Raw genomic sequence first — 21,450 nt, 5'->3', positions numbered from 1 at the left:
TTAATCATTTTATCATCGTGTCAACTATTCCAGTCATTCTCACCATTGCCGGTTCCGATTGCTCCGGCGGTGCAGGCATACAGGCAGATATCAAGACTATTTCTGCGTTGAAAGGCTATGCAGCCTCTGTCATTACCGCCGTTACGGCACAAAACACAGTGGGAGTTCAAGCCGTTTACTCTATCCCGTCAGATATTGTCCGTGCACAGATAACCTCCGTAATGGAAGATTTGCAGCCGGCAGCTGTCAAGATAGGAATGGTTCACAATGACGCTATTGTGCATGCCATTGCGGAGTGTTTGCAGAGATTTCAACCCCGTTTTGTGGTTTACGACCCCGTAATGGTATCTACCAGCGGACGAAAGCTAATGACAGAAGACACCATTCGCATCATCCAAGAAGAACTGTTTCCTCTCTGTTCCCTGATAACTCCCAATTTAAGTGAAGCGTCTTTACTCCTTTCGCACCCGGTCGCTGATATAGAGGACATGAAGCAAGCGGCTTGCGAATTGGCAAACCGCTATCATTGTGCCGTATTGGTGAAAGGCGGGCACTTGTCCGGCAGTGAAATGTGCGATGTGTTGTACAGCAACGGTGGCTTCAGCCTGTTCGAGCAACAAAAGATAGAGAGCTGCAATCTTCATGGTACGGGCTGCACGCTTTCTTCCGCCATAGCTGCCTTTGTTGCCTGTGGCAAGGAACTCGAAGAAGCTGTCCGCCAAGCTAAAGCCTACATAAACAAAGCAATACTTTACGGTAAAGACCTGCATATAGGGCATGGGAACGGACCTTTATGCCATTTCTTTCCCGAGGAAAAATAAGCTTTCTTTTTTACCATTATTTAATTTTATCTATTACTTTTGCAAGAGCAATCACAATAAACAGGTATATATATGGAAAAAGCAAAAGTATATTTTTCGGATTTACGCACTTCTCCCACCTCTAATCTTTTAGACAAAATGGAACGTTTGCTTAAACGTGCAGGTATCGGACAGCTTCCTTTAAAAGACAGCTTTACCGCTATCAAGATACATTTTGGCGAACCGGGCAACTTGGCATATATCCGCCCTAATTATGCCGCACGCATGGCAAATCTGCTCCGCAGTTTCGGAGCCAAACCTTTCCTGACAGATTGCAATACGCTGTACTCCGGACGTCGCTCCAATGCGGTAGACCATCTGCAGAGTGCCATGGAGAACGGTTTTAATCCTATATCCGCCCAATGTCAGGTTATTATAGCCGACGGGCTGAAAGGCACGGATTACAGGGAGATACCGATAGACGGAGAGTACTGCCCCACCCCTAAGATTGGTACTGCCATTGCCGATGCGGATATCATCATCAGCATGAATCATTTTAAGGGACATGAGCAAGCCGGATTTGGCGGCGCTCTGAAGAATCTTGGAATGGGATGTGCCAGCGTAGGCGGCAAACTGGAATTGCACGCATCATCACAGCCCAAAGTAGATGCCGAAAATTGCATCGGATGCAATATATGCGTAAAGCATTGCGCCCATGACGCCATACATCTGAATGCCGAACGTAAAGCGGAAATTGACTATGCAAAATGTGTGGGATGCGGACAATGCGTGGCTCTGTGCCAGCATGATGCCGCCGTAGTAAGCGACTGGGACACGTCCGAACGCCTGAATTACAAGATTGCGGAATATTCCGTCGCCGTACTGAAAGACAAGCCGCACTTCCACATCAGTTTCATCATGAACGTATCACCTGAATGTGACTGCTGGAACCATAATGACGCTGCCATCATTCCCGACCTCGGCATATTGGCATCGGCAGACCCCGTAGCATTGGATATGGCTTGCGCGGATTTAGTGATTCAGGCTCCCGTACTGCACAGCGATAATGTACTTGCCAAGAAGCATGAACATGAAGACTTGTGCGGCTGCGACAAATTCCATATGATACATCCTGACACAGACTGGCTTGCCGGACTGCGGCATGCGGAAAAGATGGGCTTGGGAACGATGGATTACGAGTTGATAAAAATATAAACCGCATTACTCTGTATGGCAAAAACAATGGAAGAAGTACTGGAGCGTTTCCGTACGATTGAGTTCCACGATGATTTCGATATGATTGTAGCCATTGCCAACGGCGGAATCGTTCCGGCAGGCATCATCAACCAGCGTTTGCAAAAAGAAGTGCATCTGCTGCGCATCAACTTGAGGGACGAATACCAGCACCCTAAGTACGATGCTCCGCAACTGCTGGCTCCCGTTGATTTTGATTTCAAGGGAAAAAGTATCTTGCTGGTGGACGACCGCATAAAAACGGGGTCTACCATAAAGTTGGCGCGTGAACTGCTGAAAGAGGCACGCAGCATCAAAACCTTTGCTGTAAACGGCACGGCCGACTATGCGTTGTTTGATGAAACGTGCTTTAAATTTCCGTGGATACTATAATAAATGAACATTTTTCTGCTATTTTCCTTTCTTACTACGATAAAATAACTAATTTCGTACCGAACAAAAATAGTAGATTTCAACAACATGGAAGTAGTAACGAACAACTGGTTCTCTAATAAATACTCTATCGGTTATGCCTTGAGCGGCGGTTTCATTAAAGGTTTTGCCCATTTAGGAGCCATGCAGGCATTATTGGAGCATGATATTAAGCCCAACATAATTTCCGGTGTCAGTGCAGGTGCGCTGGCCGGCGTCTTTTATGCAGACGGCAACGAACCCCATCAAGTCCTGGATTATTTTGCCGGGCATAAATTTCAGGATTTGACAAAACTGGTCATTCCCAAAGTGGGTTTGTTTGAACTCAGTGAATTCAAAGACTTCCTGAAAAGTAACCTGAAAGCGAAAAAACTGGAAGATTTACAGCTGCCGTTGATTATCACCGCTACGGATTTGGACCACGGACGCCTTGCGCATTTTCATAAAGGGGATATCGCCGAACGTGTGGCCGCATCTTGCTGTATGCCTGTATTGTTTGCACCCGTAAAGATAGACGAGACGTATTACGTGGACGGCGGATTGCTGATGAACTTGCCTGTAACTACTATCCGGAGGGTATGTGAAAAGGTTGTGGCAATCAATGTGAGTCCTTTAATGGCGCCTAAGTACAAAATGAATATCGTAAGTGTGGCCTTGCGTTCGTACAACTTCATGTTCCGTTCCAATTCGTTCCCCGAACGGGAGAAAGCCGACTTGCTGATAGAGCCTTATAATCTGGACGGCTACAGCAACAGGGAGTTGGAAAAAGCGGAAGAAATATTTATGCAAGGGTATAATGCCACCAACGACATACTGGAACGCCTGCAAATAGAAAAAGGCACTATTTGGAAAGAATAACAATAACCATTCTCTAAATAAAAAGAAATGAGCGACGAAAACAAACTGATTATCTATCAAGTGTTTACCCGACTATTCGGTAATAATAATAACCACTGTATCAATAACGGCAGTATTGCCGAAAACGGATGTGGCAAGATGGCGGACTTCACCGCCAAAGCATTAGGGGAAATCAAGAAACTGGGTGCTACCCATATCTGGTATACCGGCATCATTGAACACGCAACGCAAACGGATTACCGTCGCTATAATATCCAGCCCGATCATCCGGCTATCGTAAAGGGCAAGGCCGGTTCGCCATACGCGATAAAGGACTATTATGATGTAGATCCGGACTTGGCAAAGGATGTTCCCGAACGGATGAAAGAGTTTGAGAATCTGGTACAACGCACACATCGTAGCGGACTGAAAGTTATTATCGATTTTGTACCCAATCATGTGGCACGCCAATATCATTCGGATATGCAGCCGGACGGTACTTCTCAGTTGGGGGCAAACGATGATACAAGCTATGCGTTCAGTCCCTATAACAATTTTTACTATATTCCGCAGTCGGAACTGCATGGACAATTTGACATGAAAGGCGCTGCCACCGAACCTTATAGGGAGTTTCCCGCCAAGGCTACCGGTAACAACCGCTTTGACGCATATCCTAACATCAACGACTGGTACGAAACAGTCAAACTGAATTATGGCGTGGATTATCAGAATGGCGGTACTTGCCATTTCAATCCCGTTCCCGATACATGGACCAAGATGCTGGACATTCTGATGTTCTGGGCGGATAAGAATATCGACGGTTTCCGTTGCGATATGGCGGAAATGGTTCCCGTTGAGTTTTGGGAATGGGCTATTCCGCAAGTAAAGGCCAAGTACCCTGCCCTGCTCTTTATTGCCGAGGTATATAATCCGAAGGAATACGGCAACTACCTGTTTCGCGGAAAATTTGATTACCTCTATGATAAAGTGGGATTATATGATACGCTTCGTGCGATAGTTTGCGGCAATGAATCCGCTACCGCCATTACACGGGCATGGCAAAGTCTGGGTGGAATAGAAAAGCGGATGCTGAATTTTCTGGAAAACCATGACGAACAACGTATCGCTTCCGATTTCTTTGCAAGTAATCCGCGTAAAGCTATTCCCGCCCTTATCGTATCGGCGTGTATGAATGTAAACCCCATGATGATTTATTTCGGACAGGAATTCGGCGAATTGGGTATGGACAGCGAAGGATTCAGTGGCAGAGACGGACGTACCACCATTTTTGATTATTGGAGTGTAGATACTATTCGCCGCTGGCGCAATGGCGGAAAATTTGACGGAAAGATGCTGACGGACAACCAAAAACATTTGTATGGCATCTACCAACGCATATTGACCTTATGCAACGAAGAAAAGGCAATTTCACAAGGGGACTTCTTCGACTTGATGTATGCCAACGTAAACGGCTGGCGCTTCAACGAGCATAAGCAATATACTTTTCTGCGTAAGTTCGGACGGGATTTGTTGCTGTTTGTCGTAAACTTCGACCATATATCGGCAGACCTTGCAATCAATATTCCTTCCCATGCTTTCGATTTTCTGCAAATACCGCAGATGGATCAGTATCAAGCCGTAGACTTATTGACCGGTAAGGAAGAAAAAATAAGTTTATTGCCCTATAAAGCTACGGAAGTGTCCGTAGAAGGATGCAGCGGTAAGATTCTCAAAATTAAACTATAAGCCGAAAAGACAATGCAGGGTGAACCAATCACTCTGCATTATCTTTGCCTTCCATCTTATCCTTTAATCGATATAAATGAGTGATAGCCGAATTATAGAACTCATCCGGATAATGAGCGGCTATGTCATTCAGATTGGCCTGTACATACCTTTTTACATCAAAAATATTTTCGGCTTCGCTCAATATTACCTGTTCGGGGAATGACGCTGTCTTAGCCCACTCTATCAAGGTATTGACGCTTTCTTCATCGTATTTATATTCTTTCATATCTCACATATTTTCTTGCAAAGATATAACAATTGCTAAAGTAATCCTCACCCTTATGAACAAAATCTGGAAGTGCAATGTTATATAGATGTGTTTTTCATAGTATTAGATATAAGATTAATTAAAGGAGACGTACCCGCTTGTGATAAGTAAGTACATCAAAAAACAGAAGCGTCTGTTTGATTGATAAATGTGTAAGGAGCATCGGTTTACCAGAGCCGATGCTTTTTTTTATGCCTGTTTGTAGTATGTTAGAAATATTATCCGTAAATTTGGCAGAAATAAGGATTTATATGATATGAACGTCCCTGTTATATTTCAATTTCTGAAAGAACTATCCGCCAACAATAATCGTGAATGGTTCAACGCTCACCGGGATGAGTATGAAAATGCCCGGAACGAGTTTGAGAACTTGCTGACAGTAATTATCTCCCGTATCTCATTATTTGATGAAAGTATTCGCGGCATTGAAGCCAAAGAGTGTACGTATCGCATCTATCGGGATACACGCTTTACGGAAGATAAAACACCTTATAAAAATCATTTTGGCGGCTACATCAATGCCAAGGGAAAAAAATCCGACCATTGCGGCTATTATGTCCATTTGCAACCGGGAAACTGCCTTTTGGCAGGTGGCAGCTACTGCCCGCCCTCTCCCCTGCTGAAGGCTTTAAGACAAGCTGTTTATGATAATATGGATGAATTCCGTGGGATTGTCGAAGATGCAGCTTTCAAACAATACTTCCCCGTCATCGGAGAGAATTTCCTAAAAACAGCTCCGAAAGGTTTCCCTAAAGATTATCCGTACTTGAAATATCTGCAATGTAAGGAATATACCGTTGCCTGCTATCAGCCGGACAGTTTTTTCCTTGCTCCGGACTTTCTGGACCGTACTGATGACATTTTCAAACAGATGAAACGCTTTTCGGACTTTGTAAATTATACAATAGACGACTTTGAATAATTACCTATTTATAACTAACTTAAAACATTTGAATTATGGTAGTAGACAGACTTGAAAACATAGAGAAATATGCTTCGCTGAATCCTTTATTCGCACAAGCCATTGAGTTTTTGAAATCACACGACTTGAACGCTTTGGAAGTGGGAAAGACAGAACTTAAAGGTAAGGACTTGCTTGTAAACGTGGCGCAAACCAAACCGAAAGCAAAGGAAGATGCAAAGCTGGAAACCCACAGAGATTTTATCGACATCCAAATTCCTCTATCAGGTACTGAACTAATGGGCTATACTGCCGCTAAAGACTGTGTTCCGGCAGACGCTCCCTATAATGCGGAAAAAGATATTACTTTCTTTGCCGGTCTGGCGGAAAGCTACATTGAAGTGAAACCGGGTATGTTTGCCATTTTCTTCCCGCAAGACGGACACGCTCCGGGTATCACTCCGGACGGCGTGAAAAAAGTAATTGTAAAAGTTAAAGCATAATATCATATACCCAAAATTAATCCTCTATGGAAACATTGAATTTGATTAAGAATGACCCTTGGCTGGAACCTTTTGCAGATGCCATAAACGGACGCCATAAACATGCTGCTGAAAAAGAGGCGGAGCTGACCAACAAGGGAAAACAAACATTATCGGATTTTGCATCCGGCTATCTTTATTTTGGTCTGCATCGCACCGCTGATGGCTGGATTTTCCGCGAATGGGCTCCCAACGCCACTCAGATTTTCCTGATAGGTACATTCAACGGTTGGAAAGAAGAAAAAAAATACAGTCTGAAACGCAAAGCAAACGGTAACTGGGAAATAAAATTGCCGGCTGATGCCATGCAACACGGTGATTTATATAAATTAATGGTGCATTGGGACGGCGGTTGCGGCGAACGTATTCCGGCATGGGCCAACAGGGTTGTTCAAGATGAGCAAACCAAGATATTCAGCGCCCAAGTATGGAATCCGGAGAAACCGTACAAGATGAAGAAAAAAGCTTTTAAAGCTGCCACTGACCCGTTGCTGATTTATGAATGCCACATCGGCATGGCGCAACAGGAAGAAAAAGTGGGTAGTTATAAGGAATTCCAAGAAAAGATTCTCCCCCGCATTGCCAAAGACGGATATAACTGTATTCAGATTATGGCAATTCAGGAGCATCCTTATTATGGAAGTTTCGGCTATCATGTATCCAGTTTCTTTGCGGCTTCTTCACGTTTCGGTACTCCGGACGAACTGAAAGAATTAATTGATACGGCCCACAGTATGGGCATTGCCGTTATCATGGATATTGTCCATTCTCATGCAGTGAAGAACGAAGTTGAAGGTTTGGGTAACTTTGCCGGTGATCCGAATCAATATTTCTATCCGGGCGCTCGCCGTGAACACCCGGCGTGGGATTCACTCTGCTTTGATTACGGAAAAAATGAAGTTATTCATTTCTTGCTGTCTAACTGCAAATATTGGATGGAAGAATATCGTTTTGACGGTTTCCGCTTTGACGGTGTAACCTCTATGTTATATTACAGTCATGGTTTGGGTGAGGCGTTCTGTAATTACGGAGATTACTTCAACGGTCATCAGGATGATAATGCCATTTGTTATCTGACACTTGCCAACCGATTGATTCATCAAGTTAATCCCAAGGCAATCACCATCGCAGAAGAAGTATCGGGGATGCCGGGCTTGGCTGCAAAATTTGAGGACGGAGGCTATGGATTTGATTATCGTATGGCGATGAATGTTCCCGATTATTGGATTAAGACTATCAAGGAAAAGATAGATGAAGACTGGAAACCGTCCAGTATGTTTTGGGAAGTAACCAATCGCCGTCAAGATGAAAAAACAATATCTTATGCGGAGAGTCATGACCAGGCATTGGTAGGTGACAAAACCATTGTTTTCCGTCTGATAGACGCTGATATGTACTGGCATATGCAGAAAGGCGATGAAAACTATACGGTACATCGTGGCATTGCTTTACACAAAATGATACGTTTGCTGACTGCAACGACTATTAATGGCGGTTATCTTAATTTCATGGGTAATGAATTCGGGCATCCTGAATGGATAGACTTTCCTCGTGAGGGTAATGGCTGGTCATGTAAGTATGCCCGTCGTCAATGGGATTTGGTAGACAACAAAAATTTGGCATACCATTATCTGGGCGATTTTGATTGCGCCATGTTGGGAGTTATCAAAAGCGTAAAGAATTTCCAAGCTACACCGGTGCAAGAAATATGGCATAATGACGGAGACCAGATTTTAGCATATATGCGCAAGGATTTGATATTTGTATTTAACTTCAATCCTAAACAGTCTTTCACTGATTACGGATTCTTGGTTCCTGCAGGTTCTTATGAAGTTATATTAAACACGGACAATCCTGACTATGGCGGTAATGGTCTTGCTGATGATACAGTGAAACATTTTACACTTTCAGATCCTCTGTATAAGAAGGAGAAAAAGGAGTGGTTGAAGCTCTATATTCCGGCACGTACCGCAGTGGTATTGAGAAAAACTAAATAAATATAGAAATAATCATAAAAAGAGAGGCAGGTATCTTCCGGTACCTGCCTCTCTTTTTACAATCGTTTTTTTATGGCTTACTGCAACTGAGAATTGATGAAAGTCAACATGGTATTTGCATTGTCTTTCATTTTCTTTTGAGCCGGTTTATCGGCAGATAACAGTGGGAGCAATTTGTCCAAGCATTCCTTGGCTTGCTTAAATTCTTCTTTTGCCTTATCAGCATCTGTCTTTAACAGAGCCGCACCTTGACTATAACTCAATGTTCCCAAGCTATTGAGCGCATTTATATTGTTAGGCTGAATAGCAAGCGCTTGTTTGAAGGCCTCTTCCGCATCACTGTTCTTTTTGGCTTTCTGTGCCATAATACCCTGATTTACATAGAAAGTGGCATACAGTTTAGTCAAAGTTTTATTACCGGGAACAGCTTCCAGGCCTTCTTTCAGGGTAGCGACATATTCATCGTTCTTCTTCAAGTCCTTCAATGCACCTGCTTTACCTATATAAGCATTGGCTAAGTTATACTTCTTCTGTACAGCTATATCAAAATATTTTAAGGCATCAGCCGGTTTCTTAATTTTGTCAGCGCAAACGCCACAATTAAATGCAATTACAGAATCTTGGTTGTTTGTTTGTGTAAGATAAGTGCTGAATTTTGTGAATGCTACTTGATAATTCTTAGCCTCAAGTGCGGCTTTACCTTCGTTGACTAATTGTGCAGGATCGGCATTCTGCGCAAAGAAATTAGTAGCTGCACAACAAAGTGCAAGAGATAAGATTAATTTTTTCATATGCTTTTATGATTTTAAATATTGATATTCCAAAGTTAGCTGCCTATGGCGTAGGAGCAAAACCTTTTTACCTTTTTTGGGTTTTTTACGAGAGTAATAACAAGTGTTATTTTACGTAAACAAACGGCATACGTTCTTTGCTCAAGTATACTCTTGCACTTCTGTTGTTGCAAAATAGAGCTTATTTCCGGCTAACAATTGTACCTGTAGCCTGATTAGTAGGCATTACTAACACCTCTGCCACCTGAATATGTTCGGGTACGGCAGCTGCAAAATACACAACTTCAGCAATGTCATCGCCTGTAAGCGGGCGGATGCCTTTGTACACATTATCGGCAGCGGATTTGTCACCACGAAAACGTACCACAGAGAAATTAGTCTCCACCAAACCGGGTTTAATGTTAGTCACTCGTATGGGGGTATCCACAAGGTCGATGCGCAAACCGTCAGATAACGCTTTTACGGCAGCTTTGCTGGCACAGTATACGCTGCCGCCCGGATAGGCATAATCGCCTGCGATGGAACCCATATTGATGATATGGCCGCATCCTCGCTCCACCATTCCGGGAACAATAAGACGTGTCATGGCAAGCAAGGATTTTATATTGGTATCGAGAACAATGTCCCACTCATCCAGATTACCTTCATGCTCCTTGTCCACACCGATTACCAGTCCGGCATTGTTGATGAGAATATCTATCGCCTTCCATGCTTCGGGAAGCGAGTCAAGAGCGGCTTTCGCAGCTTGGCGGTCACGTACGTCGAAAGGTAACAGGCAAATATCCGCATGGTATTCCGCTTCCAGTTTATGCTTTACAGCAATCAGCTTTTCTACATTCCGTCCGTTGAGAATCAGGCGGTAACCATTCATAGCAAATTTGCGTGCACAGCCCTCTCCTATACCTGAAGAAGCGCCGGTGATAAGTACGATTTTCTTTTCCATTTCTTATAAGGAATTTAATATTACGGACGGCAAAGTTATGACTTATTTGCAAGCATTGGCAAATAAGTCATAACTTATAATTCATAACCCTTAAAAATTACAAGAAAATATGTACCTTTGCGCCACTTTTTTATGACTGACTATATCAGGTAGAGATTTGTTTAATTAGTTTGGATAAAGTAAGAAACGCTTATGCAAAAGTCCGACTGCATCATCAGTGTAGAGCACGTATCAAAGTTCTTCGGAGATAAAGCCGTACTGAATGATGTAAATTTGTCTGTCCGTAAGGGCGAGTTTGTAACGATATTGGGACCGTCCGGTTGCGGAAAGACGACGTTGTTGCGTCTGATTGCAGGCTTCCAGACTGCTTCGGAAGGAGTGATTACCATTGCAGGGAAAGACATCACACAGACACCTCCCCACCGCCGTCCGGTAAATACTGTATTCCAAAAGTATGCCTTGTTCCCACATCTCAATGTATTTAATAACATAGCTTTCGGTCTCAAGCTGAAGAAGCTGCCCGCCACCACTATCGAAAAGAAAGTGAAACAGGCGCTCCGTATGGTAGGCATGACCGACTATGAGGATCGCGACGTGGATTCCCTCTCCGGCGGACAGCAACAGCGTGTTGCCATAGCCCGCGCCATCGTCAACGAGCCCGAAGTGCTGCTCCTTGATGAACCCCTTGCCGCCCTCGACCTGAAAATGCGCAAGGATATGCAAATGGAACTGAAAGAGATGCACCAAAAGCTGGGCATCACTTTCGTATATGTCACCCACGACCAGGAAGAAGCCCTTACGCTGAGCGACACCATTGTCGTAATGAGTGAAGGCAAAATACAGCAAATCGGTACTCCGATAGACATCTACAACGAACCAACCAACTCTTTTGTAGCCGACTTCATCGGCGAAAGTAACATTTTGAACGGTGTAATGGTGCACGACCAGCTCGTCGCATTCTGCGGGCACGAATTTGACTGTGTGGATGCAGGCTTCGGAGAACAGGCACAGGTGGATGTAGTTATCCGTCCGGAAGACATCTACATTTTCGACCCTTCTGATGCGGCACAGCTGATGGGAACCGTAACAAGTTCCATCTTCAAAGGCGTACACTACGAGATGCTGGTGCAGACCCGTGAAGGCTACGAATTGATGGTACAGGATTATCACTGCTTTGAAGCCGGCAGGGAGGTGGGCTTACTGGTAAAGCCCTTCGACATCCACGTAATGAAGAAAGAACGCACCTGCAATACCTTCGAAGGAAAACTTTTGGATGAAACACATGTGGAATTCTTGGGTTGCAGCTTCGAGTGCAGTCCGGTACGCGACATACAACCCGAAATACCCGTAAAGGTAGAAGTGGACTTCCAAAACGTTATCCTCGAAGACAACGAAGAAGACGGACGACTGACGGGCGAAGTGAAATTTATCCTCTACAAAGGGAATCATTACCACCTGACTGTGTTTACTGATTGGGACGAAGATATCTTCGTAGACACCAACGATGTATGGGATGACGGAGACAGAGTGGGAATACGGATTGCACCCGAGAATATACGGGTGAAAAAAGGTGATAAGATAATAGAGTGACAAGGCGATAAATTAATATGTGATGTTAAGTAAGTTATCTTCTTTTTTCATGCGGCGGCGCAATTGGACAGTTCCCTATGCACTGTTTCTGCTGATATTTGTGATAGTGCCGCTCCTGTTGATTGTACTATATGCCTTTACGGATGCCGAGGGAGCTTTTACCTTTGCCAACTTCCGCAAATTCATGATGCATCCGGAGGCAATGAATACATTTGTGTACTCTATCGGCATAGCCATCATCACGACACTGACATGCCTGTTGCTGGGCTATCCTGCGGCATATATCCTCAGTCAGAAACAGTTTAACACTTCGCAGACGATGGTGGTGCTTTTCATACTGCCCATGTGGGTGAACATACTGATACGTACACTTGCCACCGTAGCGCTGTTCGACTTTCTGAACCTGCCGCTGGGTGAAGGTGCGCTCGTGTTCGGCATGGTGTACAACTTCCTACCCTTCATGATATACCCCATCTACAATACATTACAGAAGATGGATCACAACCTCATAGAAGCTGCTCAAGACCTCGGAGCCAACCCGTTGCAAGTATTCGGTAAAGTGATACTGCCTCTTTCCATGCCGGGCATCATGAGCGGTATAGTAATGGTATTTATGCCTACGGTGAGTACCTTTGCCATTGCCGAACTGCTGACGATGAACAATATCAAACTCTTTGGAACGACCGTGCAAGAGAATATTTACAACGGAATGTGGAACTACGGTGCAGCCTTGTCGCTCATCATGCTATTGCTGATAGGCGTCACCATCCTCTTTACTAACGAGGAGGACGGCGCATCCAATGAAAGCGGAGGTGTGATATGATGACACGTATTCTTGCCAAAGGCTACCTGTGGCTGCTGCTTGCGCTGCTCTACTCGCCTATACTTATTATAATGATATTCTCGTTCACTGAAGCCAAAGTGCTGGGTAACTGGACAGGATTCTCCACGAAGCTGTACAGTTCACTCTTTACAGGTGGTATGCACCATTCTCTGATGAACGCCATTTGGAACACTTTTGCCATCGCTATATTAGCTGCTACCGCCAGTACGGCGTTGGGCAGCATCGCAGCTATCGGCATCTTCAACCTGCGTACACGTACACGCCAAGTGATGAACTTCGCTAATGCCATTCCGATGATGAATGCGGACATCATTACGGGTGTGTCACTGTTCTTGTTGTTTGTCAGTTTCGGTATTTCTCAGGGATTCACCACAGTAGTACTGGCGCACATCACGTTCTGTACCCCTTACGTGGTGTTGAGCGTAATGCCCCGTCTGAAAAAGATGAACCAAAATGTATATGAAGCTGCCCTCGACCTTGGAGCCACTCCTTTTCAGGCATTGCGCAAAGTAATTCTGCCGGAGATATTTCCGGGAATGATAAGCGGATTTATACTTGCTTTTACGCTCTCTATCGATGATTTCGCGGTAACCATATTCACTATTGGAAACGAAGGGCTGGAAACGCTTTCTACCTATATCTACGCTGATGCGCGCAAAGGAGGACTGACACCGGAACTGCGTCCCCTGTCCACCATAATTTTCATTACAGTGTTGGTGTTGCTGATTGTCATCAACAAACGTGCGGAACGTGCGCAGAAAAATTAAAATATAGCCAAGATAAACTTGCCAAACGAAAACAATGCAACGATTTACAGACATATTTCTTCTTCTCTGCTTTATCCTCACAGCCGTTTCCTGTAAGGACTCGGGCGAGGAGCGCAGCCACGTACTGAAAGTCTACAACTGGGCGGACTACATCGACGAAGATGTGCTTGCCGAATTTCCTGCTTGGTATAAACAGCAAACGGGTGAGGATATCCGTCTCGTTTACCAAGTGTTCGACATTAACGAAATAATGCTCACCAAAATAGAGCGTGGTCATGAGGATTTTGACGTGGTGTGCCCTTCGGAGTACATCATCGAACGAATGCTGAAAAAAAACCTTCTCCTTCCTATCAACCGCAATTTCGGCAAAACTCCGGATTACCTGCCCAACATCTCCCCCTACATCCGTCGGGAGCTGAACAAGACCAGTCAACCGGGACGTATCACCACCGACTATGCAGTACCTTATATGTGGGGTACAGCCGGCATCCTCTACAACCGTAGTTTCATCACTCTTGACGAAGCCGGCAGCTGGCATTGCCTGTGGAACTCCAAGAACAAGGGCAAAATCCTGATGAAAGACAGCTACCGCGATGCCTACGGAACCGCCATTATCTACGCCCATGCCCGCCAGCTTGCTGACAGTATTGTAACCGTAGAGCAACTTATGAATGACAATTCCTCACAGACCATAGTCCTTGCCGAGAAATATCTGAAAGCTATGAAACCCAACATATCTGGTTGGGAAGCAGACTTTGGCAAAGAGATGATGACCAAGAACAAGACCTGGCTCAACCTCACTTGGAGCGGTGACGCCGTATGGGCCATTGAAGAAGCCGGAGCAGTAGGCGTGGACCTTGCCTATGAAGTGCCGCGTGAGGGCAGTAATATATGGTATGACGGTTGGGTAATCCCCAAATACGCACGCAATCCAAAGGCTGCCTCCTACTTCATTAACTATCTCTGTCAACCAGATATCGCCCTGCGCAACATGGATGCTATAGGCTACGTAAGTGCTGTTGCCACTCCCGAAATTATGGAAGCCAAGCGGGACACTTCCATTGAGACGCGCTCCGACCTCAGCTACTTTTTTGGTGAAGGTGTAGGTGCAGACAGTCTGCAAATAAACCCCGTACAATATCCCGACAGAAAAGTAGTGGAACGCTGTGCCATGATACGTGACTTCGGCGACCGTACCGAACTCGTACTCGAGATGTGGAGCCGCGTGAAAGGAGACAACCTCAACACCGGTATCGTATTGCTGATATTTTCTGTATTCGGAGTATTATTCATTTGGTTGGTGTACGGCAAGATACGCAAGTACAAGCACAAACAGCGCCACCACCGGAGACGGAAATCACAACGCTGAAATCATAATTTATAAATCTTAAATCATAAATCTGAAAATGCTTACTCAAATTATTAACGGACGCATATTCACCCCGCAAGGTTGGCTGAATGAAGGTTCCGTCCTGATGCGCGACGGAAAAATTCTCGAAGTGACTAACTGCGACCTCGCCCTTATCGGCGCACGGCTCATTGATGCCAAAGGTATGTACATCGTGCCCGGTTTTGTCTGTATGCACGCACATGGCGGTGGCGGACACGACTTCAATGAATGTACAGAAGAAGCGTTCCGCAACATCATCAATGCACACCTCAATCATGGTGCTACGAGCTTCTACCCTACCATTTCCTCTTCTCCGTTCAGCAAGCTGCACCAGGCTGTCCAAGTGTGCGAACAGCTTATGTCAGAGCCTGACAGCCCCGTATTGGGACTTCACATCGAAGGTCCCTACCTCAACAAAAAAATGGCTGGTGAACAGTTTGCCGACCAAGTAAAAGAGATTGACGAACAAGAATACCGGGAACTTGTAGAAAGTACCCGTTGTATCCGTCGATGGGATGCTTCCCCCGAATTGCCCGGTGCACTGGAGTTTGCAAGTTACCTGCGCGAAAAAGGCATATTGGCAGCCGTATCGCACACCGAAGCCGAATATGATGGCATCCGTGCCGCCTACGATGCCGGATTCACCCATGCCGCACACTTTTACAATGCCATGCCAGGCTTCCACAAACGCCGCGAATACAAGTACGAGGGCACTGTGGAGAGCGTCTACCTGACCGATGGCATGACCATTGAACTCATCGCCGACGGCATCCACCTGCCATCCACCATCCTAAGATTGGCATATAAGCTGAAAGGCGTGGAACATACCTGTCTCGTAACGGATGCCCTCTCCTGCGCTGCCACCGAAGGCAAGGAAATCAACGATCCCCGCTATATCATTGAGGACGGTGTATGCAAACTTGCCGACCGGTCTTCTCTGGCAGGCAGTATTGCTACTATGGATGTGTTGGTACGTACCATGACAAAAGCCGGTATCCCGTTGGGAGACGCCTTACGTATGGCTTCTGAAACTCCGGCACGTATTATGGGAGTGTACGACCGGAAAGGTTCTCTGCAGAAAGATAAGGATGCCGACATCCTGATATTGGATAAGGAACTGAACATACGTGCTGTATGGCAAGCGGGGAAACTGGTGCAAGAGAGTTTCTTGAATTATAAGTAAACTAATTCGCAATACCGTGCTTGGAGCAAAAAATCTGACTCAAGGACCTATCAATCGCCAGCTGTTCAGTCTGGCGATGCCTATTATGGCCACTTCCTTTATCCAAATGGCATACAGCCTGACGGACATGGCTTGGGTGGGCAGATTGGGCAGTGAGGCGGTTGCAGCAGTAGGTGCGGTAGGTATTCTCACATGGATGTCAGGTTCTATCGCCTTGCTGAACAAGGTAGGGTCGGAAGTCAGCGTGGCACAGTCCATCGGAGCGAAAAACCAGGAAGACGCACGTGCGTTCGCCTCGCACAACATCAGCATTGCATTACTTATTTCCGTATGCTGGGGCGGACTGTTATTTGCTTTCGCCCAGCCCATCATGCGCCTTTTCGAGTTGGAAACATATATCACCGACAATGCCGTAACTTATTTGCGCATCGTGTCGACGGCATTACCCTTTGTCTTTCTGTCCGCCGCCTTTACGGGTATCTACAACGCATCAGGGCGCAGCAAGACACCGTTCTACATTAGCGGAACAGGACTTGTGATGAACATCTTGCTCGACCCTCTCTTCATCTTCGGCTTCGGTTGGGGAACGGTGGGAGCAGCACTTGCTACATGGCTGTCCGAAGCTGCCGTATGCTTCATCTTCATCTACAAGCTCCGACAAAAAGATGATTTGCTCGGAGGATTTCCATTTTTCATCCGATTGAAAAAGAAGTACAGCAAGCGTATATTTAAGTTAGGGCTGCCTGTTGCTACACTAAACACACTGTTTGCCTTTGTCAATATGTTCCTCTCACGTACGGCAGCTGAACAAGGCGGGCATATCGGACTTATGGCTTTCACCACAGGCGGACAAATAGAAGCTATCACTTGGAATACGTCACAAGGCTTCTCTACGGGACTCAGTGCCTTCATAGCACAAAATTATGCCGCCGGACAGAAAGCACGTGTATGGCAGGCATGGAAGACGACGCTTTGGATGACGGGGGTATTCGGCACACTCTGTTCGCTACTATTCATCTTCTATGGCAGCGAGGTATTCTCGGTTTTCGTACCCGAAGAAGCCGCTTACCGCACTGGAGGTAACTTTCTGCGCATCGACGGTTACTCACAATTGTTCATGATGCTGGAAATAACCATGCAAGGTGTATTTTACGGCATAGGGCGCACTGTACCGCCGGCTATCGTTAGTATAGGATGCAACTATATGCGTATTCCGGTAGCTTTGGTACTTGTGCAAATGGGGTTTGGAGTGGATGCAATTTGGTGGGCGGTAAGCAGCACTACCATTGCCAAAGGATTGATTCTGACGGGGTGGTTTATATTTATTAAAAGGAAAATTCTCTAAAAAAAGTACAACGGTAAACTTTTTGGTGTCAACGAATGTATTATATACATAAATTTGTATCAGTAAAACTTGAACCAATTAAAAAATAGGAGTATGAAGAAAATGAAATTTACAGCATTCTTGCTGAGCAGTGCTATATTACTGGGTAGTTGCAGCACCATGAATAATACAACAAAAGGTGGAATCATCGGTGGAGGTTCGGGTGCAGCGGCAGGAGCCATTATCGGCGGATTGTTCGGTAAGGGCAAAGGTGCGGCTATCGGTGCCGCAGTGGGTGCCGCAGTGGGTACGGGTGCAGGTGTGGCAATCGGTCATAAGATGGACAAGAAAGCTGCCGAAGCCGCCAAAATTGAAGGTGCACAGGTGGAAATGGTGAAAGATGCCAACAATCTGGATGCTGTAAAGGTAACATTCGATTCCGGTATTCTGTTTGCCTTTAACTCCTCTACACTGAGTAACGATGCCAAAGCTTCCCTGCGCGACCTTGCCAAGATTTTGAAGGAAGACACCACTACGGACATCGCAATAATAGGCCATACCGATAAGGTCGGTACATACGAAGCCAATATGAAAGTTTCCAAGAACCGCGCCTATGCCGTAGAGAATTATTTGCAGGATTGTGGCGTGTCTCCTTCACAATTTAAACAAGTGGAAGGTGTGGGATATAATGAATACGATGAAAGTTTGTCTGCCAGCCAAAACCGTCGGGTGGTGATATTCATGTATGCCAGTGAACAGATGATTAGGAATGCGGAAGCAGGGAAATGACAATTAAGCGGCAAAGCCGCTTAATTAGTTTTCATTAACCGAATACATATGAAATTCTCCAAACCTCTGCGGATAATCCGCAACCTGTTGTTTTTTTTCTTTATATCCACTACCGTTATGGTAGTGGTTTATCGTTTTGTACCGGTATACATCACTCCATTAATGGTTATTCGAAGCGTACAGCAGATGTTTAAGGGAGAAAGTCCCGTATGGCATCACGAGTGGGTAGCGTTCGACAAAATCTCCTCTCATCTGCCTATGGCCGTTATCGCTTCGGAGGACAATCGCTTTGCCACCCATAACGGCTTCGATTTCATTGAGATACAGAAAGCTATGAAAGAAAACGAAAAACGCAAACGGAAACGCGGGGCAAGCACCATTAGTCAGCAGACGGCAAAGAATGTATTCCTATGGCCTCAGTCTTCATGGATTCGCAAAGGTTTTGAAGTCTACTTCACGTGGATGATAGAACTTTTCTGGTCGAAAGAACGGATTATGACGGTCTATCTCAATTCCATCGAAATGGGTAAAAACATTTATGGAGCACAAGCCACCGCCAAATACAAATTCCACACCACTGCAGCCAAACTCACAGCCGGACAGTGCGCACTGATTGCCGCAACTTTACCCAACCCTATACGTTTTGACTCTGCACACCCTTCAAGTTACATACTGAAAAGGCAAGGACAGATACTGCGATTGATGAAACTCATACCGAAATTTCCGGAAGAGAAAGTCTCTGCTTTTAAGAAAAAAGAAATAAAAAAAAGTTTTTCTTGTGAAGAAATAAGAATTTTCTTATTTTTGTAATAGGCAAATAAAAAAGAACAAATAGAAAACAATAAATTTAGTTTATAATACATCAGAAAAACAATTACTAGTATATATTATTATACACATAATGATAAACATTGGCAAACTGATAGAAACTGAGTTACATCGTCAAGAACGTACCGCAAGTTGGTTCGCAAAGAAATTATATTGCGATCGTACCAATGTGTATTCCATCTTTAAAAGACAAAGTTTAGACACAGATTTATTAATGCGCATTTGTTATATATTAAATCATGACTTCTTCCAATATTACTCCGCCGAGCTAAAAGATTCTCCCCTCCTTCCTGTCGATAATAAAAATGATTCAGAATAATATACGTTTCTTGTAGAATATTACACAACACTTCTGTGTAAATAAAAACCACAAAAAGACAAAGTTTTTCAATCTAATAGAATTTATCTTTGTGCCGTTTTAATATTAATTTCAAAAAAAGAACAATATGAAAAACTTTGAACTTAAATTTTGGATGTCATGCATAATGTTGGCATTATGTGTTGGTTTTACTTCTTGTGGTGATGACGACGAAGGTGGTATTGCCGGAGATGCCAACGAACTAATCATTGGTACTTGGGAATCTACTTGGATGAAAGGTTGGGAAAAGTATCTGGATGATGATGATAAGTGGAAAACCGATAGCTATGACGGAGCCTACACCGAAGATACCTATATTTTCAAAAAAGGTGGTACAGGAACTTACAAATATAGCTATGACGGATATTCCGATGAATACGAAATCACTTGGAAGATTAAAGACAACAACAAACTTATTATCACAGAGTATGGGTATGATGAGGAATACACTATTACAACCTTAAATACCAATACAGCTGTTATTGTATGGCATGATAAAGACGAAGATGGTGAGGAAGAATATACAGAAATTACTTTTAAAAAGAAATAATCATTTAAGAGTAACTGTTTCTCTTACTTCTCATACGCAAGGAGTATAAAACAAGAAGCCTCGCATTTGGAATCCAAATGCGAGGCTTTATCATTCAATATCTTTAGATTTTCATAAAGAAACTACAGGTTATCAATAAGCATGTCCCCCTTCTTCCTGCATCTCCTGCACATCAATCTTTTTCTTGTCGATGCTGCGCCATGCGTAGAATATATAAGCAAGCACAAAAGGAACCAAAATAGAAACATATGCCATTACTCTCAGTGTGAACTGGCTGGAACAGCTGTTTGCCAGTGTAAGCGAGCTTTGCAAATCGGCGGTAGAGGGATAATAGGCAGTATTGTTATAGCCCGCCACAAGCAACAAAGCCAATACCGTAAGCACCGTACCTATGCCGGCAAACCATATTCCTTTGTCGAAAGCGGGCTTCCACAGCGTACGGATAATTCCCCAAAGCACAGCAAGCACACCTGCAAGAAATACAATCAGCACTGCGGGCATCTCGATGAAATTCGTCAGGTACTTATAGGGTTCCATAAATACCTCTCCGCTTTCCGGATTTACCGCATAACCTTCGGCAAGCAACGTACGGATTACGAATGCCAAAAAGAATACTAAGAACAATCCCGTATTACCCCACAACGCACGACGGCAACGCTTCACCAAATCCGCGTCGCTGATATTATTAATGAAATAGAGAGAGCCGAGAATACGCGCCAGGAAGAATACCGCCAGTCCCAGTACCACATTCCAAGGGTTGAGCAACGCATCCAAACCATGTCCCGCATTGGCCCAACTACTGATAACAGGCATCACCGTATCAGCTATATTGCTCTTATTAATATAGAACTCCGATCCCGTAAAGAATGTTGCCACAGCGCCTCCCAACAACACTGGACCTACCACTCCGTTTATCACCAAAAAAGCACGGTACGTTGTTTTACCCAACAGGTTGCCCGCTTTTGACTGGAACTCATAGCTGACAGCTTGCAACACAAAAGTAAACAATATAATCATCCACAGCCAGTATGCTCCGCCGAAACTTGTGCTGTAAAACAACGGGAACGATGCAAAAAACGCACCACCGAACGTTACAAGCGTAGTAAATGTAAACTCCCACTTCCGCCCCGTAGAATTAATTATCATCTTGCGTTGCTCCTCCGTCTTGCCCAGACAGAATATCAACGAATTACCACCCTGCACAAACAGCAGGAAAACCAGTATAGCTCCCAACAGGGATACTACAAACCACCAATATTGTTGAAGAAATATATAAGTACTCATAATTTAAAATA

Annotated in this window: 21 protein-coding genes; 17 read left to right on the top strand and 4 right to left on the bottom strand. The window is 44.6% G+C overall.

Features of this window, described 5'->3' with window-relative positions; genetic code table 11:
- Positions 1 to 17: 17 nt before the first annotated feature.
- The 5 genes from thiD (at position 18) to KG118_RS08535 (ending at position 5,048) form a co-directional block, all read left to right on the top strand.
- Positions 18 to 821 (top strand): bifunctional hydroxymethylpyrimidine kinase/phosphomethylpyrimidine kinase, encoded by an 804-nt coding sequence (thiD, locus tag KG118_RS08555; protein ID WP_199598703.1) that lies wholly within the window; start codon positions 18 to 20, stop codon positions 819 to 821.
- Between the two features lie 72 nt (positions 822 to 893).
- Positions 894 to 2,015 (top strand): DUF362 domain-containing protein, encoded by a 1,122-nt coding sequence (locus KG118_RS08550; protein WP_117710242.1) that lies wholly within the window; start codon positions 894 to 896, stop codon positions 2,013 to 2,015.
- Positions 2,016 to 2,030: 15 nt separating this feature from the next.
- Positions 2,031 to 2,426, top strand: coding sequence for a phosphoribosyltransferase (locus KG118_RS08545; protein ID WP_117710243.1), 396 nt, complete (start codon positions 2,031 to 2,033; stop codon positions 2,424 to 2,426).
- Between the two features lie 87 nt (positions 2,427 to 2,513).
- Complete coding sequence (locus KG118_RS08540) at positions 2,514 to 3,323, top strand: patatin-like phospholipase family protein (protein ID WP_117710244.1); 810 nt, start codon at positions 2,514 to 2,516, stop codon at positions 3,321 to 3,323.
- A gap of 27 nt (positions 3,324 to 3,350) precedes the next feature.
- A complete protein-coding gene (locus KG118_RS08535) occupies positions 3,351 to 5,048 on the top strand; it encodes an alpha-amylase family protein (protein ID WP_117710245.1) in 1,698 nt (565 codons plus the stop codon).
- Positions 5,049 to 5,076: 28 nt separating this feature from the next.
- On the opposite strand, the gene KG118_RS08530 is transcribed toward KG118_RS08535, so the two are convergent.
- Positions 5,077 to 5,316 carry a DUF6965 family protein gene (locus KG118_RS08530; protein WP_117710246.1) on the bottom strand — a complete coding sequence of 80 codons (240 nt, stop codon included), beginning with the start codon at positions 5,314 to 5,316 and terminating at the stop codon, positions 5,077 to 5,079.
- A gap of 298 nt (positions 5,317 to 5,614) precedes the next feature.
- On the opposite strand from KG118_RS08530, the gene KG118_RS08525 reads away from it, so the two are divergent.
- From KG118_RS08525 to KG118_RS08515, 3 genes are read left to right on the top strand one after another with little or no spacing between them, the layout of a single operon-like run.
- Positions 5,615 to 6,280 carry a DUF2461 domain-containing protein gene (locus KG118_RS08525; RefSeq protein WP_117710247.1) on the top strand — a complete coding sequence of 222 codons (666 nt, stop codon included), beginning with the start codon at positions 5,615 to 5,617 and terminating at the stop codon, positions 6,278 to 6,280.
- Between the two features lie 35 nt (positions 6,281 to 6,315).
- Positions 6,316 to 6,762, top strand: coding sequence for a YhcH/YjgK/YiaL family protein (locus tag KG118_RS08520; RefSeq protein ID WP_009120996.1), 447 nt, complete (start codon positions 6,316 to 6,318; stop codon positions 6,760 to 6,762).
- Between the two features lie 26 nt (positions 6,763 to 6,788).
- Positions 6,789 to 8,798, top strand: a complete 2,010-nt coding sequence (locus KG118_RS08515; RefSeq protein ID WP_117710248.1) for an alpha amylase C-terminal domain-containing protein — start codon at positions 6,789 to 6,791, stop codon at positions 8,796 to 8,798.
- 77 nt (positions 8,799 to 8,875) lie between these two features.
- Here KG118_RS08515 and KG118_RS08510 read toward each other — a convergent pair whose 3' ends face one another.
- Together KG118_RS08510 and KG118_RS08505 are read right to left on the bottom strand one after the other, a co-directional pair.
- Positions 8,876 to 9,589, bottom strand: coding sequence for a tetratricopeptide repeat protein (locus KG118_RS08510; RefSeq protein WP_117710249.1), 714 nt, complete (start codon positions 9,587 to 9,589; stop codon positions 8,876 to 8,878).
- A 181-nt stretch (positions 9,590 to 9,770) separates the two neighbouring features.
- The gene (locus KG118_RS08505; protein ID WP_117710250.1) at positions 9,771 to 10,532 is read right to left on the bottom strand and encodes an SDR family oxidoreductase; all 762 of its coding nucleotides are present in this window, start codon (positions 10,530 to 10,532) and stop codon (positions 9,771 to 9,773) included.
- 192 nt (positions 10,533 to 10,724) lie between these two features.
- Here KG118_RS08505 and potA point away from each other — a divergent pair, with 192 nt between their 5' ends.
- From potA to KG118_RS08460, 9 genes are all read left to right on the top strand, one after another.
- Positions 10,725 to 12,122 (top strand): polyamine ABC transporter ATP-binding protein, encoded by a 1,398-nt coding sequence (potA, locus tag KG118_RS08500; RefSeq protein ID WP_117710251.1) that lies wholly within the window; start codon positions 10,725 to 10,727, stop codon positions 12,120 to 12,122.
- Between the two features lie 22 nt (positions 12,123 to 12,144).
- On the top strand, positions 12,145 to 12,945 hold the full coding sequence (locus tag KG118_RS08495; RefSeq protein ID WP_117710252.1) for an ABC transporter permease: 801 nt from the start codon (positions 12,145 to 12,147) through the stop codon (positions 12,943 to 12,945).
- A complete protein-coding gene (locus tag KG118_RS08490; protein WP_117710253.1) occupies positions 12,942 to 13,733 on the top strand; it encodes an ABC transporter permease in 792 nt (263 codons plus the stop codon). The genes KG118_RS08495 and KG118_RS08490 overlap by 4 nt, the downstream gene beginning before the upstream one ends.
- A 34-nt stretch (positions 13,734 to 13,767) precedes the next feature.
- Complete coding sequence (locus KG118_RS08485; protein ID WP_117710254.1) at positions 13,768 to 15,102, top strand: ABC transporter substrate-binding protein; 1,335 nt, start codon at positions 13,768 to 13,770, stop codon at positions 15,100 to 15,102.
- Positions 15,103 to 15,139: 37 nt separating this feature from the next.
- On the top strand, positions 15,140 to 16,306 hold the full coding sequence (gene nagA, locus KG118_RS08480; RefSeq protein WP_117710255.1) for an N-acetylglucosamine-6-phosphate deacetylase: 1,167 nt from the start codon (positions 15,140 to 15,142) through the stop codon (positions 16,304 to 16,306).
- Positions 16,307 to 16,322: 16 nt separating this feature from the next.
- Positions 16,323 to 17,651, top strand: coding sequence for an MATE family efflux transporter (locus KG118_RS08475; protein WP_117710256.1), 1,329 nt, complete (start codon positions 16,323 to 16,325; stop codon positions 17,649 to 17,651).
- A gap of 93 nt (positions 17,652 to 17,744) precedes the next feature.
- Positions 17,745 to 18,419, top strand: a complete 675-nt coding sequence (locus KG118_RS08470) for an OmpA family protein (RefSeq protein ID WP_117710257.1) — start codon at positions 17,745 to 17,747, stop codon at positions 18,417 to 18,419.
- A gap of 48 nt (positions 18,420 to 18,467) precedes the next feature.
- Positions 18,468 to 19,229: a monofunctional biosynthetic peptidoglycan transglycosylase gene (gene mtgA / locus KG118_RS08465; protein ID WP_117710258.1), complete on the top strand. Its 762-nt coding sequence runs from the start codon at positions 18,468 to 18,470 to the stop codon at positions 19,227 to 19,229.
- A 503-nt stretch (positions 19,230 to 19,732) separates the two neighbouring features.
- Positions 19,733 to 20,155, top strand: coding sequence for a lipocalin family protein (locus tag KG118_RS08460; RefSeq protein ID WP_233514836.1), 423 nt, complete (start codon positions 19,733 to 19,735; stop codon positions 20,153 to 20,155).
- Between the two features lie 132 nt (positions 20,156 to 20,287).
- Here KG118_RS08460 and KG118_RS08455 read toward each other — a convergent pair whose 3' ends face one another.
- The gene (locus KG118_RS08455; RefSeq protein ID WP_117710261.1) at positions 20,288 to 21,439 is read right to left on the bottom strand and encodes a cytochrome d ubiquinol oxidase subunit II; all 1,152 of its coding nucleotides are present in this window, start codon (positions 21,437 to 21,439) and stop codon (positions 20,288 to 20,290) included.
- Positions 21,440 to 21,450: the final 11 nt, after the last annotated feature.

The organism is Bacteroides propionicigenes (assembly GCF_018390535.1).
Taxonomy (GTDB): Bacteria; Bacteroidota; Bacteroidia; order Bacteroidales; family Bacteroidaceae; genus Bacteroides; species Bacteroides propionicigenes.
Note: the sequence above shows the minus strand (reverse complement) of the source record. Positions and strands in the feature narration are given on the sequence as shown.

What these genes read in the sequence shown, in the direction of transcription:
- KG118_RS08550 (WP_117710242.1), top strand. Translation starts at nt 894, where the DNA reads ATGGAAAAAGCAAAAGTATATTTTTCGGATTTACGCACTTCTCCCACC.
- KG118_RS08545 (WP_117710243.1), top strand. Translation starts at nt 2,031, where the DNA reads ATGGCAAAAACAATGGAAGAAGTACTGGAGCGTTTCCGTACGATTGAG.
- KG118_RS08540 (WP_117710244.1), top strand. Translation starts at nt 2,514, where the DNA reads ATGGAAGTAGTAACGAACAACTGGTTCTCTAATAAATACTCTATCGGT.
- KG118_RS08535 (WP_117710245.1), top strand. Translation starts at nt 3,351, where the DNA reads ATGAGCGACGAAAACAAACTGATTATCTATCAAGTGTTTACCCGACTA.
- KG118_RS08530 (WP_117710246.1), bottom strand. Translation starts at nt 5,316, where the DNA reads ATGAAAGAATATAAATACGATGAAGAAAGCGTCAATACCTTGATAGAG.
- KG118_RS08525 (WP_117710247.1), top strand. Translation starts at nt 5,615, where the DNA reads ATGAACGTCCCTGTTATATTTCAATTTCTGAAAGAACTATCCGCCAAC.
- KG118_RS08520 (WP_009120996.1), top strand. Translation starts at nt 6,316, where the DNA reads ATGGTAGTAGACAGACTTGAAAACATAGAGAAATATGCTTCGCTGAAT.
- KG118_RS08515 (WP_117710248.1), top strand. Translation starts at nt 6,789, where the DNA reads ATGGAAACATTGAATTTGATTAAGAATGACCCTTGGCTGGAACCTTTT.
- KG118_RS08510 (WP_117710249.1), bottom strand. Translation starts at nt 9,589, where the DNA reads ATGAAAAAATTAATCTTATCTCTTGCACTTTGTTGTGCAGCTACTAAT.
- KG118_RS08505 (WP_117710250.1), bottom strand. Translation starts at nt 10,532, where the DNA reads ATGGAAAAGAAAATCGTACTTATCACCGGCGCTTCTTCAGGTATAGGA.
- potA (WP_117710251.1), top strand. Translation starts at nt 10,725, where the DNA reads ATGCAAAAGTCCGACTGCATCATCAGTGTAGAGCACGTATCAAAGTTC.
- KG118_RS08495 (WP_117710252.1), top strand. Translation starts at nt 12,145, where the DNA reads ATGTTAAGTAAGTTATCTTCTTTTTTCATGCGGCGGCGCAATTGGACA.
- KG118_RS08490 (WP_117710253.1), top strand. Translation starts at nt 12,942, where the DNA reads ATGATGACACGTATTCTTGCCAAAGGCTACCTGTGGCTGCTGCTTGCG.
- KG118_RS08485 (WP_117710254.1), top strand. Translation starts at nt 13,768, where the DNA reads ATGCAACGATTTACAGACATATTTCTTCTTCTCTGCTTTATCCTCACA.
- nagA (WP_117710255.1), top strand. Translation starts at nt 15,140, where the DNA reads ATGCTTACTCAAATTATTAACGGACGCATATTCACCCCGCAAGGTTGG.
- KG118_RS08470 (WP_117710257.1), top strand. Translation starts at nt 17,745, where the DNA reads ATGAAGAAAATGAAATTTACAGCATTCTTGCTGAGCAGTGCTATATTA.
- mtgA (WP_117710258.1), top strand. Translation starts at nt 18,468, where the DNA reads ATGAAATTCTCCAAACCTCTGCGGATAATCCGCAACCTGTTGTTTTTT.
- KG118_RS08460 (WP_233514836.1), top strand. Translation starts at nt 19,733, where the DNA reads ATGTTGGCATTATGTGTTGGTTTTACTTCTTGTGGTGATGACGACGAA.
- KG118_RS08455 (WP_117710261.1), bottom strand. Translation starts at nt 21,439, where the DNA reads ATGAGTACTTATATATTTCTTCAACAATATTGGTGGTTTGTAGTATCC.